Genomic DNA, 14,584 nt, shown 5'->3' on the forward strand with positions numbered 1-14,584 from the left:
GTTTAGTTGTTTAAGGTTGAGGTCACTCAAAAAATACCCACAGACTAATGACTTCGTTATCGTGACAGCGTAAAATCTCGCCTCCCTAAGTGCTAGCCTAGCTTAGCGCTCGTTTATAAAGATGTTAGATGCCCATGTACTCTGCTCAGCACTGTTTTATCCCTTTTAAATCTGCAGTTAATGATTATGAACTGCCACAGCGCTTTACCTTTCCGTTTTATTACGAGCCACACCCGCTATGCTTGTTGGCCGCCAAAGAGCTGCAAAGCTATTTGAGCACCCAGAATGACTGGCAGCATAACTTTGGTTTAGACGACGCTGTCGACAATAAAAGCGGTGCCATTGGCAAGATGTTTGGGGTATTGCTGGTGCGAAATTCAAACGGTGAACTTGGCTATTTGGCGGCGTTTTCCGGCAAACTCGCCGAGCAAAACCTAATCAATGGTTTTGTGCCGCCAGTATTCGATATGCTAACTCAAGGAAGTTTCTTTCAAACAGGGACGCTAACGCTCAATCAATTGACAGAGCAACTACAAAGCTTGGAGAAACGCCCTGAAATTGAAGCCTTAACAGCGAAACTCGCTGAGTTACAAACTCAAGCCGATAGTGAGTTAGAGGCGATTCGAGCACAAATTATTGAAAACCGTAAGGCACGCAAACAACGTCGTACGCTTGCAGAGGCAGAGCAAAACCCAGCACAGCTTAACCAGCTTAATATTGAACTCGGTAAAGAGAGTGTGGCTGAGAAGTTTGAGCTAAAAGCTGCCAAGCAAAACTGGGATCATCGATGTGCCGAGGTGTCATCACAGCTAGAGCGCCTAATCAGCGAAATTGCAGAAATTAAGGCTAAGCGAGCTCAACTCTCTAATCAATTGCAAAAACAATTGTTTGCCCAGTATCGATTCTTAAACCCTGCTGGTGAGTTTAAAGATCTCAACGAGATCTTTAAAACGGCTCCCAATCAACAACCGCCAGCGGGTGCCGGTGAGTGCGCCGCCCCTAAACTACTGCAATTTGCATTTAGCCAAGGCTTTACCCCCTTGGCAATGGCTGAGTTTTGGTGGGGCGCGTCGCCTAAGTCTGAAATCAAGCAGCATAAGAACTTCTATGGTTCGTGTCAGGGAAAATGCCAACCTATTTTGAGCCACATGCTCGAAGGTGTTGAGATGGATCCGAATCCTTTGCTGAGCAATCCCGCCGAAGGTAAATCGCTAGAGATTGTCTACCAAGATGAGGTAATGGTTGTGGTAAACAAACCAGCCGAATTTCTCTCCGTACCTGGTAAAAATGTGACAGATTCAGTTTATGCTCGAATGAAATCGATGTTTCCTCAGGCTACTGGTCCACTCATCGTGCACAGGCTAGATATGTCGACCTCGGGCTTAATGGTGATTGCGCTAACTCGAGATGCCAATAAGTCACTGGCACAGCAGTTTATTGCGCGAACGGTAGAGAAGCGTTACGTGGCGCAAGTTGCCGGTGTGGTACAAGGGGATCAAGGGGAAATTAGCTTGCCGCTTAGAGTCGATTTGGATGACAGACCGCGCCAGTTAGTATGTTATGAGCATGGTAAGCATGCCCATACTCTGTGGCAGGTAAAATCTCGCAGCACAAAACACACCATGCTGTACCTCTACCCTCACACAGGAAGAACCCACCAACTGCGAGTGCATTGTGCTCATCAAGATGGCTTACATCTACCGATTATTGGCGATGATCTCTATGGAAGTAAAGCCAATCGATTACATCTTCATGCCCAAAGGTTGGTACTCAATCACCCCGTGACTAATGAGCGTTTAACCTTTGAGGTCGATACCAACTTTAACTTAGAGGCTTAGCCTTTAACTAAAGGTATCTGGCTTAGCCTAAATGGCTAAGCCAGATTGCAAAACGATTAGCTTAATCCGTTACGCAAAGCTAGGCTGGGCTCTTGCTTGCAAGGTTTGTAGCGCCTCTGCCAACTTTTCAATCGTCACTCTAATGGCCGCAGGCATGGCATCAAACTCCACACTTAACAGTAAGTTTTTCACCTCGAGTCCAAGCTCAGTATCGCCTTCAATGCAAAGCTTACGCTGGAAAAACAGTGTATCAGGATCTTCTTTAGCTGCGGCGATTAATAACAGCTCTTTAGACTGAGCGGTAAAGGTCACCTCAGCACCTTGCAGCTGTCGTACATGCCAGCATTCATCATAGGTGACTTCGAAGGTTAACCCTAAGTCTTCAATGTTAATCGCAACCCAGCGGCCTTCTAAAAAGCTCAACTCATCGTCTTCAGCTTGCTCTGAAAGTAACAAGCCTAAGATACGCTTTAGCAGTTCAGCCTTCATAGCAAAGGGTACGATGGCTAATGGACGAGCAATCACTTTAGGCCCAATTTCGAGTATTTGTTGCGCTAATTTATGAGGAAGAAAACCTTGCATGTAGAAATGTATCCAAAATGTGGCAAAGAAAGGAATATTACCTAGATTTTATGATCACAAACATGTTTTACATCAAAAATATGATCTTCATTCCCTTTTAAACTCCTGTTTCATTCTTTTTGGAGCATCCATATGGAACTGCTGTGCCCCGCGGGAAATCTCGCTTCTTTGAAAACCGCTCTCAATGCAGGAGCCGATGCGGTCTACTTGGGTCTAAAAGACGATACCAATGCGCGCTCATTTGCAGGATTAAACTTTACACCTAAAAAGCTACAACAAGCTGCTGAATACACGAAAAAATGTGGCAAGAAACTATTTCTAACCATCAATACCTTTCCCAAACCTGGCGAAGAGAGTCGCTGGTATCAGGCGATCGATCTTGCTGCCGATACAGGTGTCGATGCGTTAATCATGGCTGACTTATCACTGCTCGATTACGCTCATAGTCGTTACCCCCATCTCCCCTTACACCTATCGGTACAGGCCAGTGCCACTAACTTAGGTGCACTGACGCTATATAAGGAAGAGTTTAATATTGAGCGTGCAGTACTGCCACGAGTGCTATCGATGAAGCAAGTGCGCGATCTTGCCAAAGTGACCCCAGTCGATTTAGAAGTCTTTGCTTTTGGTAGCCTATGCATTATGGCCGAAGGACGCTGCCACCTCTCTTCTTATGTTACAGGGCAATCACCTAACACAGGCGGCTCATGCTCGCCTGCTAAACACGTACGTTGGCAAGAGGCAGGAAATGACCGCCTAACGCTACTAAACGATGTATTGATTGATAAATCAGGCTTAGATGAGCAGATGGGATACCCTGTGGTATGTAAAGGCCGTTACACCACAGATGAGAACCATAGCCCCAGCCATATTCTTGAGTCACCAACTAGCCTAAATACCTTAAGCTTGCTGCCCGAGCTTGCCAAAGCCAACGTGGTATCGCTGAAAATTGAGGGGCGTCAACGAAGCCCAGCTTATGTTGAACAGGTCACTAAGGTGTGGCGCGCAGCCATCGACAGTTATATGTCTGCACCTGAAAAGTACCAAACACAGCAGTCTTGGGATCAGGCCCTAGCAAAAGTTTCTGAGGGACAAACTACGACTCTTGGTGCTTATGAGCGTAACTGGCAATAAGGAATAATAATGAAAACGTCACTCGGACCACTGCAGTATTGCTGGGAAAAAGAAAAAGTTACCGCTTTTTATGACCAAGTTGCCCAGAGCAATATTCCTTTAATTTACTTAGGCGAAACGGTATGCAGTCGCCGACGCCAGCTTAAGTTTTCCGATTACTTCGCTCTGGCACAGATGCTAAAGGAGTCAGGCAAACAAGTCGTCCTCTCGACTCTGGCACTATTAGAGGCGCCATCGGAATACAATGAGCTTAAAAAACATGTCGATAATGGCGAGTTTATGATTGAAGCTAATGACATGGGTGCGGTACAAGCGGCAAAAGAGCGTAACTTACCCTTTGTCTGCGGACCAACAGTGAACAACTATAACTTCGCCACACTTAAAAAACTCCACCAGTGGGGTATGCAGCGCTTCGTGATGCCTGTCGAGCTGTCTAAAGAGTGGTTAACTAGCGTTATTGAAACTGAACAGCCAATACCTTTTGAAGTGGAAGTCTTTGGTCATGGCTATTTGCCATTGGCGCACTCTGCACGCTGCTTTACCGCTAGACAGCAGGGACTACAGAAAGATAACTGCCAAATAGTGTGCTTATCCCATTCCAAGGGGTTGCTTGCCCAAACTATGGATGACCAACCTCTACTCAGGCTAAACGGTATTCAAACCCAATCGGCAAGCTTAATTGATCTCTCCAATGAAGTTGAGCAGATGAAACTGATGGGTGTCGACTACTTTAGAGTGTCACCAAATAGTCTACAGAGCATAGAGGTTGCAGAACAGATCCTGCAGCAACCTAGCAGCGATAAAACTCAGTCCTGTAATGGCTATTGGCATCAAACCGCTGGATTCAATCAAGTCTCCTCAAGCTAAAAATAACTGAGTCTTCAATTATATAGCAAAAGCCCGCTTATCTTTCGATAGCGGGCTTTTTGTTAACAGGAGTTTAGGCTAAACGCACTGCTATACAGTTAACGCCCAAGGCTTTATGTCACAAAGATAGCGTCAGTTTGTTAAGAGACCTATCACCTGGTACAAACATAGATTATCAAACAAAGTGAGCAGCACTCGCTAACAACCAATAGCTCCAAGCTTGACCTATCGGTATCCCTTTGCCACCTCAATACCTGCCGCCTCTGGTTGATGCTTTTACTCCACCAGTAACCTTTAGCCATCTTCAATAAGTACTAATAGTCAAAGCTTCATAGTTATCCCTTGTGATTGGACTAAAAATCAAAACAGCCACTCAAAAGAGTAAAAATTAGCCACTGTGCTTATTATGGGCTATGCATAATAGACGGGATTAACCACAGAGCAATCTTCACCTAGAAAAGTTACCAACTATTACTCAATGGTAAAAGTTATTTGCATTTAGTGGCGATTATCGCCGGCTTGGAATTAGTTATAATCTTTCCCACTAACTACGGTGGTGAGCCGTACTTCTAAATTCATTTAAAGTAGGAATAAAAGATGACAGCAAAAACGATCAAATCAAAAGCGGCAGTTGCTTGGGCTGTTGGTGAACCACTCTCTATGGAGATCGTAGATGTTATGCCACCTCAAAAGGGCGAGGTACGTATTAAAATGATAGCAACCGGTGTTTGCCACACCGATGCATTCACCCTTTCAGGTGACGACCCAGAAGGTATTTTCCCTTGTATTCTTGGCCACGAAGGCGGCGGTATCGTTGAATCTATCGGTGAAGGGGTAACGAGCGTAAAAGTAGGCGATCACGTGATCCCGCTTTACACACCAGAATGTGGTGAGTGTAAGTATTGTAAGTCAGGCAAGACTAACCTTTGTCAGAAGATCCGTGAAACCCAAGGTAAAGGCTTAATGCCTGACGGCACCACGCGTTTCTCTAAAGATGGTCAACCTATCTTCCATTACATGGGGACATCGACATTCTCTGAGTACACTGTTTTACCGGAGATCTCATTAGCAAAAGTGAACCCTGCTGCACCACTTGAAGAGGTGTGTCTATTAGGCTGTGGTGTCACTACTGGTATGGGCGCGGTAATGAATACCGCTAAAGTAGAAGCGGGCTCGACTGTTGCCGTATTCGGTATGGGCGGCATTGGCTTATCAGCCATTATTGGTGCTGTAATGGCTAAAGCATCACGCATCATTGCCATCGATATCAATGAAAGCAAGTTTGAGCTAGCGCGTAAACTGGGCGCAACTGATTGCATCAACCCTAAAGATTACGACAAGCCAATCCAAGATGTGATTGTTGAGCTAACTGATGGTGGCGTGGATTACTCGTTCGAGTGTATCGGTAACGTACATGTAATGCGTAGCGCACTTGAGTGCTGCCATAAAGGTTGGGGGGAGTCTGTCATCATAGGCGTTGCAGGTGCAGGTCAAGAGATCTCAACTCGTCCATTCCAATTGGTAACGGGTCGAGTATGGAAAGGTAGTGCATTCGGTGGCGTAAAAGGACGCTCAGAGCTGCCAGAATACGTTGAGCGTTACATGGCTGGTGAGTTCAAGTTAGATGACTTTATCACCCACACTATGGGTCTTGAGCAAGTTAACGACGCGTTTGACCTTATGCACGAAGGTAAGAGTATCCGTACGGTGCTTCACTTTGATAAGTAAATAGTCGATAAAACAATAAGCGCTCTCGGGCGCTTATTTTATCTAAGGGGCCAAACAGTGGCACCTCATTAGGAATAAATATCAACCCTCAAAGTAGCCACAATCCCCCTTATTACTTTACTTCGAGCTTTATTGAGGACCACCTTCACTTCAATAGTCGTCAATTAATAGGTTTCAAATCCCTTTTTAGGACCTAACATCAACGGCTTTAGTTTTTATCACTAAAGCTGTCCAAAATAGAAATGTCGTTAGGCTAGCCCATTGAATGATGGCTGGCCACCAGATCTCAGCTCTAGACGGCTCGGCTAACAACTCATTATAAAAAGCGCTGTCTCCCACAGTAAAGCCCAATTCGAGTAGAGGCAGTAATAGAAAAGAGGTCATAAAAACAAAGGCAAACAAGGCGCAAATATAGGTCAAAATTGACCCTTGTGTTTCAGAGGCTATCCACTGTTCCAAGCCATAAAGTATTAAAGTGGCGCTACCAAAGATAAAGAAATATTTAATCGCGATAATATGTAGATGGTAGACATTAATAGGAAATAATCCCGTCGCAGCAAGGGCAAAATAGGTTAACCCTAGGCTAACGTAAAAAAAATAGCTCCAAGGCGAGGCGTCAAGTTGTAGGCTTAGCAAACAAAACAGCACTACGCAAAGCCCGCCGAAAAACAGCCCGCCGTTAACGATCACCGCAAAATAGGAGTGACCATAACTCCCCAGCTCACTTAATGTATTGCTCAAAAAACTAAAGTTTGTACCATCAAACTGCTCAAACATCAGCACAGATAAAACCAATCCCAGCACTTGCCCAAAAATACCAAGCATGCCGAACCTGAATGCTAACCTTGAAACTTTACTGTATTTCTTAACGAGCATAGTTCCCTATTTAATCATTTTATTAACGTTTATTAATGTACATCGAATCGGCTAATGGTAAAGAGGCATAGCTCAGAGTTCTAACAAACCGTTACAGCACAGTTATGTAACATAATTGTTATTTTTATAATCTGCGCAATAGAAATTCAAGCTTTTTACTAAAAACAATCTAAAAATAATAGACAAAAAAGAGAATAAACCCAAAACCTTAACTAAATTTTGTCAATAGAATTGTTCATGGTAAAGCCGCATAAATAAGCGGCCATTATAGTTTAAACGCTTGTATCAATGTTACACACTATGAGCATGCGTTAATGCATGGCAACACGTTCAAGAAGATACAATAAACCCCATGACGTCCAGAGATTGGCACCTCAAGTTAACTAGACTGATAATCCCCACCAGCCAATCAGCCAATCAGCCAATCAGCCAATCAGCCAATCAGCCAATCAGCCAATCAAGAGTCAGCCAGTGCAATATCATAGACCATCAGCATATCTAAAAGTGATAATAAAAGCTCTCTATGCTGCCCTCTAGTCGAAGTAGTGGTTAAGAGTAAGTCTCAAGCATTATTATGCAGTGAAGATGCTGAAATTTCCGTTATAAAGGTGGAAACCATCCACCAGACAGTGAAAAACATTCAAGAATTAACCATTCAGAACGCGTTTACTGGCGAGCAACAGTCCTTGGTCGAGACTGGAATTAACCAAAATTTCAACAAAACCAGCCAAACCTTAAGTGAGGATCTATGCGCTACAAGTTTGGTAGAGGTCTAGATGATATAGTTATTGCTCTATGTTGAAAAAGCAAAATCATGGAGAAAAACATTTAGTTAATCCCTCTTCAAAAGCCCATTAAGCCGTCAAGATATAAACTTAACGGCTAAAACACCCCACAAGCAAACAACTCGAGCGCAACATTTATAAACATATGTTTTAAAAAAGATTTAACCAAAAAAAGTTTTGTGCTTTTTCGCAAACTTCCGATACAATATAAATAATCATATTGAGCTAATAACTATTCGACAGTAGTGGGTATCACTACTGAATAACTGAATCGTTTTACTGAGATATTTTAAGGCGGTAACCTCGCCGACTAACAGTTGAATGGATATTCAATAATATTTATGTTGATGCATAGACGTCTATTTATCGTCATATTAAGCAAAAACTCGTTATTTAGGGTGTAGAGAAAGTGTCAGAAAAACAAACCCATAATATAAAAACAATACTTACGTTCATCGTGCCATCATTGATAGGTCTATTGCTGTTCATGATGCCGATCAGCTATCAAGATGCACTGACGATCCCTATCGCAATCATCTCAAAAGGCCTGCAAAATCTTTTAAGCGGCGTACTCGTCGGTATCGTAACAGCGATTGTTATCTTCACCGCTGTCGCCTCGCTAATTACAAAAGTATTACAGCCAAAAATTATTGTTGAGAATCATTTTTTTAACGCTCTCTTTAACGTAAGCCCCATCTGGCTAGTCGTGCGCATATTGGGTGCGATTTTTATCGCTTTGACATTCTTCGATGTTGGCCCTGAAGCAATCCGTTCGGGTAGCACTGGCGCTTTGGTGCTTAACGACCTACTACCTGTACTATTTTCAGTATTTTTATTTGCAGGTATGTTGCTGCCACTGCTGTTGAACTTCGGTTTGCTTGAGCTTCTAGGTACCATGCTGACTAAAGTTATGCGCCCTATCTTTAACCTACCAGGTCGTAGTGCTATCGACTGTATGGCCTCTTGGTTAGGTGACGGTAGTGTTGGTATTTTGATGACGAGCAAGCAGTACGAGGCCCGCTTCTACACTCAAAGAGAAGCAGCCGTTATCGGCACCACCTTCTCAGCGGTATCGATTACCTTCTCGTTAGTGGTCATCTCTCAGGTTCAGCTAGAGCACCTATTTGTTCCTTTCTATTTGACCGTGTGTCTTGCAGGTTTTGTCGCTGCGATCGTCGTGCCTAAGCTGCCACCACTGTCTTGGAAGAAAGATCTCTATGTCGATGAAACACCTCGCCATGCTGATGATGAAACTATTCCTGCTGGCCACGGCGTATTCTCATGGGGTCTGCACCAAGCACTCGCTAAAGCTTCTCAAGCTGGCGGCGTTAAGCACACCCTCGTAGATGGCATGAAGAACGTAGTCGATATGATCTTTGGCGTGATCCCTGTCGTTATGGGTATCGGTACTATCGCGCTAATGATTGCCGAGTTCACCCCAGTCTTTGAATACTTAGGTATGCCTTTCATTCCGCTACTAGAGCTATTACAGGTACCGGAAGCGGCTGCCGCATCTAAGACGATTATGGTTGGCTATGCGGATATGTTTATCCCTGCAATCCTAGCAAGCTCTATCGAATCAGACATGACTCGCTTTATCATCGCGACCTTGTCTGTAACTCAGCTTATCTATATGAGCGAAGTGGGTGCATTACTGATTGGTAGTAAGATCCCGGTTAACTTCCTTGAGCTATTCGTTATCTTCATCCTAAGAACGTTAGTAACGCTACCTGTGATTGCCGGTGTTGCTCACCTAATCTTCTAAAACCGACCTCAAATAGAGTCACGGTTTTAGCTAAGCCAGTTGCTATTGCGACTGGCTTTTTTTATCTTTTTAATTCATTACATTTGTCTGCCTTCAGACTATCTTCAGCAATCTTGTCTATCCAACTTAATGACTAAGTCAAAGTGCTAATGTACAGCTCTTCACAGCCTCTTTAATGACATTCTGCGAAGCTTAATCACTAGTTCCCCCTAGTACGCTATTAACGTTGCGACCCTTTAGCCTCAGCCTAGGAGCCATCCTTACTCACTTAATCTGTCTGTATCTGGCTCAATCTGTCTTTACACAAAGGGGCTTCAATCTAAGCCCTCATATGAGCTTACGCTTCATGAATATGCTTACAACGAGTAAGAGTCTCTAAACACTGGAAGCTATAAACGCAGACAAAAAAGCCAGTCATCAATGACTGGCTTTTCTATTCGTATGGGTAACGCTACGGCTATGCTTATTAAATTGCCCAACCGCCCATGTAGAACACCACTAAACCTAAGGTAATGGCGAGCACACCAGGCTTTAGTTTACGCCACTCGCCGCTGCATAGACGACCAATGACTAAGGTCACAAAACCTAGCATAATCCCCGTCACGATATTACAACTTAGAATGATAAATACCGCACAGGTTAGGCCAGCCATCGCATCAACTTTATCGTCAAAATCAAGCTTAGTGACATTACTTAGCATCAGTAGACCCACATACATCAATGCAGGTGCAGTTGCGTAAGCTGGAACTAGGTAGCTTAGTGGTGCTAAGAACATCATAAGTAGGAATAACACACCGACTATCGTCGCCGTTAGACCCGTCTTACCACCCGCTGCCGTACCCGCTGCAGATTCGATATAAACAGCGGCCGGAGCACCACCGACCGCGCCAGCAAAGATACTGCTCACTGAGTCTGAGGTTAGTGCCTTGCCACCATCGATAATGTTGTCATTCTTATCGAGCAGGTCAGCTTGACCCGCAACTGCACGAATAGTGCCTGTTGCATCGAAGATAGCCGTCATCACCAATGCTAATACGATAGGCAGCACCACAGGATTTAATGCCCCCATGATATCGAGCTGACCGATAAGTGACTTATCAGACATCAGATCTGGCAGAGCGAAAAAGCCTTGGAACTTAACTGCAGGATCGAATATTAACCCAAATACAGATAGCGCAACGATCACCAATAAGATGCCACCAGGCATGCCACGGCGCTCTAGCCCGATAGTCGCCGCCAGGCCGATGATGGTCGCAATCACAGGTAGGCTATGAATATCGCCTAGCGCTACAGGCAAGCCCGTATCGTTGGCAACAATCAACTGCACACTGTTAGTCGCAATCAGTAGTAAAAACAGACCAATACCAATACCGGTTCCGTGAGCGATGCCCTTTGGTAAGTTGGTTAGTACCCACTGACGTACGCCTGTTACGCTCACTAGCGTGAATACGACGCCCATTAAGAAGATAGCGCCCAGGGTCACCGGAATCGAAATCCCCTGCCCAAGTACCATACTAAACGCGGTGAAGGCTGTGAGTGAAATAGCACAGCCAATTGCCATAGGCAAGTTAGCCCACAAGCCCATCAATAGCGAACCAAAGGCCGCGATTAAACAGGTGGCAATAAATACTGCACCAGTATCAAAACCGGCGGCGCCCAACATATTCGGCACAACAATTACCGAGTACACCATGGCTAGGAACGTAGTAAAGCCCGCGATCACTTCGCGTCTTAAAGTACTTCCACGGGCTGAAATATTGAAGTAACGATCCAGAATAGAATCACTAGGAGTAGCAGAGTTTGGCAGAGTCTGTTCAGACTTCATAGTTTTAACCTTTTGATCTCTTAAATATTAGGCAAACCAACTGGGTTCAGTTGGCGACTAGGCTATGGCAGGTAGAGCCCCGACTAAAATATCGGGTGAGAGATCCACTTATGTCAAAATCGACACCGGTGACCTGCGAGCAATATGCCTGGTAAAATTTACTCTTACCAACACAGCCTTTGTTGGCGCGGAGTTTACAACAATCGAGACAGCGGAAATAGCTAACGAGGAATATTTTTGATTAGCATCAATAAAAATATGCGATTAGCTGACGATTATTCTTCTTAGGTGCAGTAAAACGCAAAAAGCAGCACTTAAGCACTGCTTTTTTACTCTAAGCTAATACTTAACGGCGACGCTTACCGCCACCTAAGGCACGCTTCTTTGCTCTTTGGCGCTGAGCTGCCTTACTGTTTTTTCGGCTAACTGGCTCCATTTTAGTAAGATCGGGCTCAAAGCCTGCAAGCCATTGCGGCGCTAGACGTTTATCCAATACCGTTTCAACCTCCTCCAGCAGCAAGGCATCATCTTCACTATAGAGTGTTATCGCCTTGCCAACACTGCCCGCTCTTCCCGTACGGCCGATACGATGAATATAATCTTCGGCAACAAAAGGGATCTCGTAGTTGACCACATATTTAAGCTCAACAATATCCAGTCCTCTCGCTGCTACATCAGTCGCTACCAAGGCTTTAATCTTACCCTGCTTAAAATCGTTCAGTACCTGCTCACGAGCGCCTTGACCTAAGTCACCGTGAAACGCCTTCGTCTCAATACCTGCAGCTAACATCTTCTGCGCGATACTGTCTGCCGTCTGTTTTTTACGGCTAAAAATAAGCACCTGATGCCAGTCGTGCTTGTTAATCAGATGACAAAGCAACTCTGTCTTACGATCGCTATCTACCGCATACACTATCTGCTCGACACTATCTGCCGCACTATTGGCCTTATCGACCTCTATACGCACTGGCTTATGCAATAGTTTCTTACTTAAATCATAAATCGCTGGACTAAATGTCGCCGAAAAAAGCAAGGTCTGACGCTTAGCTGGCAGTTGTTTTAAGATCGCACTAATTTCATCCATAAAGCCCATGTCTAGCATGCGGTCGGCTTCATCAAAGACTAAATAGTCGATACTCGATAAGTTCAATGAGCCACGACGAAGATGATCCAATAGGCGACCTGGTGTCGCCACCACTATGTCACAACCCGCCCTAAGCTTTGTCGCCTGAGCATCAATACTCACGCCGCCATAGATCACCACGCTAGAAATATCGCTATTAGCCGCATATTGACCAACATTGGCATTAACCTGTACAGCCAACTCTCGCGTTGGGGCTAAGATAAGTGCCGTAGGCTGCTTATTTGATAAAGAGGCATCAACCGCCTTATCGAGTAAACGTTGCAATAAAGGGAGGGTGAATGCCGCGGTTTTACCGGTACCGGTTTGTGCACTAGCCATAATATCTTGGCCAGCTAAAATAGCCGGGATAGCCTCAGCTTGAATCGCTGTTGGCTGCTGATAGCCCTTCTGTGCAATCACGCGTTGAAGTTTGTCACCTAAGAGGAGTGATGAAAATGACACGCTGGCATTCCTTAACTTGATACAGAAATCACAATCTAAACGGCTGTAGAGTTTAACAGAACTCAAGGCGAATAAACGCTAACATTTATCCCTATCAGTATAAAGATTTGGTCGCTCAGCGAGAGTTTAGCGGTTATGAGGCAAGGTCATTAAATTCTCCTCGGTAACGGCTCCTGCGTTACTCCACCTTTTACGTACATTAATGACATTCCCTCCATAGATGAAGGGAATGTCATTAATGTATGCCAGGAACATACAAGAGCATGTAGTTTGCAACGAGTGAAGAGCATAGCTGAACTAGGAGTAAGCTCGTTAACACAGCATCAGAACCGCTAAAACTCGCCATTCTGGAGCGTTTTTGGCTGCCTACTTCAGCGTTGAACCACTTCACAAGGGAATAACCATTCTTTCAGTTATTCGCCTTGAATTAGTTTGCCAAAAAACGCTCTGAGTAGCTCAACCCCTTATACTGATTGGTATTAAACATCCACAAAAGAAAGCTCTCTGATGAGCAAAGGGCTAGTGCAGCCACCAGCTTTTATCTATCTCAGGAGTACTTGCAGGCAACGTCGGGTTAGCTAAGTGAAACAGTTTGCGCTGAGGTAATTGCGCTTGCTTTATCAGCCCTTTATGGTGCTTTAAGAATAACTGCTTAAAAGAGCCATCGGCGAGCGCCCTGTTTAGCCCCTCCTCAATACGCTTTGCCAGTGTGGTGTTATTCTTATTCACGAAAAAATACACCGGGTATTCGTATTGTAGCGCGATATATTTATCAACAACCAAGTCAGGGTAAGCTTTTGAGTATTCAGCTATTTCCCGCCAAACTTCATTGACACCTCGGGGAAAATAATCGAAGCGTTTTGCGCTGAGCATAGCAAATAGGTTTTCATAGTTAGGTTGTTTCTGCACCGGAATTTGATTACTTTCCAAGATAGCCAAATCTGCCCAATGAAATACAAAGCCAGCCTCAAGTTGCTTAAATTGCTCGAAGCTATCTGCTGTAGAGCCTGCCACGCTGGCAAACCGATCAATATTATCTCTATGGATCAGTAACACTCTTAAGCCTAAGATCCCACGCATGATAGGTATTTTTACCGCTAAAAATGCTTGCTCCCGCTGCTTAGTTGTCGCTAGAAAAACCACATCTATCTCGTTATCTTGCAACATCACTAGACCGCGGCTCTGAGTAACGACCTGCTCGATAGGCTCAAGTTTGGCAGTACCATACTTCGCAGCGGTTTTCTCTAACACCAAGTTAAGCAGCGCAATACGGTAATTGAAGCGAGAATCCAGTTGATAGTATTTAACCACCTGCGGCTCTGTAGACAAGCCAAAACTTGAAACGGCTTGCCCATGGCTGACTTGAACAGTTCCTGTCTCCACAGGGGTAACGGCGCTTTCATTAGACTCACTAGCGATATCGTTAGCTAATGAGCTCCAGCTAGCGATAGTGAGCGCTATCGTAGCAAATCGCTTAAGAGGCTTACTTCTGCTAGTCATCTGATCACCCTATCACCAACTCTTGGTATACCTTGCTATGCAGCTATGATGGCCGAATAGCCAAATAATTGAAACCGCTTTTATGACTCATCAGCAATG

10 protein-coding genes are annotated in these 14,584 nt (G+C 44.6%); 5 read left to right on the forward strand and 5 right to left on the reverse strand.

Annotated elements, in window-relative coordinates; translation table 11 throughout:
- Positions 1–134: 134 nt before the first annotated feature.
- Positions 135–1,838: an RluA family pseudouridine synthase gene (locus tag JMA39_RS10425; RefSeq protein WP_202721956.1), complete on the forward strand. Its 1,704-nt coding sequence runs from the start codon at positions 135–137 to the stop codon at positions 1,836–1,838.
- Between the two features lie 69 nt (positions 1,839–1,907).
- On the opposite strand, the gene ubiT is transcribed toward JMA39_RS10425, so the two are convergent.
- On the reverse strand, positions 1,908–2,420 hold the full coding sequence (ubiT, locus tag JMA39_RS10430; RefSeq protein ID WP_202721817.1) for a ubiquinone anaerobic biosynthesis accessory factor UbiT: 513 nt from the start codon (positions 2,418–2,420) through the stop codon (positions 1,908–1,910).
- A gap of 132 nt (positions 2,421–2,552) precedes the next feature.
- Here ubiT and ubiU point away from each other — a divergent pair, with 132 nt between their 5' ends.
- The 3 genes from ubiU (at position 2,553) to JMA39_RS10445 (ending at position 6,149) form a co-directional block, all read left to right on the forward strand.
- Positions 2,553–3,554 (forward strand): ubiquinone anaerobic biosynthesis protein UbiU, encoded by a 1,002-nt coding sequence (gene ubiU / locus JMA39_RS10435; RefSeq protein ID WP_202721818.1) that lies wholly within the window; start codon positions 2,553–2,555, stop codon positions 3,552–3,554.
- A gap of 9 nt (positions 3,555–3,563) precedes the next feature.
- Positions 3,564–4,421 (forward strand): U32 family peptidase, encoded by an 858-nt coding sequence (locus JMA39_RS10440; RefSeq protein ID WP_202721819.1) that lies wholly within the window; start codon positions 3,564–3,566, stop codon positions 4,419–4,421.
- A 597-nt stretch (positions 4,422–5,018) separates the two neighbouring features.
- Positions 5,019–6,149, forward strand: a complete 1,131-nt coding sequence (locus JMA39_RS10445) for an S-(hydroxymethyl)glutathione dehydrogenase/class III alcohol dehydrogenase (protein WP_237732764.1) — start codon at positions 5,019–5,021, stop codon at positions 6,147–6,149.
- A gap of 186 nt (positions 6,150–6,335) precedes the next feature.
- Here JMA39_RS10445 and JMA39_RS10450 read toward each other — a convergent pair whose 3' ends face one another.
- Positions 6,336–6,974 (reverse strand): DUF998 domain-containing protein, encoded by a 639-nt coding sequence (locus JMA39_RS10450; protein WP_237732765.1) that lies wholly within the window; start codon positions 6,972–6,974, stop codon positions 6,336–6,338.
- A gap of 1,245 nt (positions 6,975–8,219) precedes the next feature.
- On the opposite strand from JMA39_RS10450, the gene JMA39_RS10455 reads away from it, so the two are divergent.
- Positions 8,220–9,575, forward strand: a complete 1,356-nt coding sequence (locus tag JMA39_RS10455) for a YjiH family protein (protein ID WP_202721821.1) — start codon at positions 8,220–8,222, stop codon at positions 9,573–9,575.
- Positions 9,576–10,041: 466 nt separating this feature from the next.
- Here JMA39_RS10455 and JMA39_RS10460 read toward each other — a convergent pair whose 3' ends face one another.
- The 3 genes from JMA39_RS10460 to JMA39_RS10470 all read right to left on the reverse strand — a co-directional run bounded on the left by JMA39_RS10460 (position 10,042) and on the right by JMA39_RS10470 (position 14,485).
- Positions 10,042–11,400: an NCS2 family permease gene (locus tag JMA39_RS10460; protein WP_202721822.1), complete on the reverse strand. Its 1,359-nt coding sequence runs from the start codon at positions 11,398–11,400 to the stop codon at positions 10,042–10,044.
- Positions 11,401–11,746: 346 nt separating this feature from the next.
- Positions 11,747–12,985, reverse strand: a complete 1,239-nt coding sequence (locus tag JMA39_RS10465) for a DEAD/DEAH box helicase (RefSeq protein ID WP_202721823.1) — start codon at positions 12,983–12,985, stop codon at positions 11,747–11,749.
- Positions 12,986–13,504: 519 nt separating this feature from the next.
- Entirely contained in the window at positions 13,505–14,485 is a 981-nt protein-coding gene (locus tag JMA39_RS10470; protein ID WP_202721824.1) for a type 2 periplasmic-binding domain-containing protein, read from the reverse strand.
- Positions 14,486–14,584: the final 99 nt, after the last annotated feature.

It is taken from the genome of Shewanella schlegeliana, assembly GCF_016765635.1.
Classification (GTDB): domain Bacteria; phylum Pseudomonadota; class Gammaproteobacteria; order Enterobacterales; family Shewanellaceae; genus Shewanella; species Shewanella schlegeliana.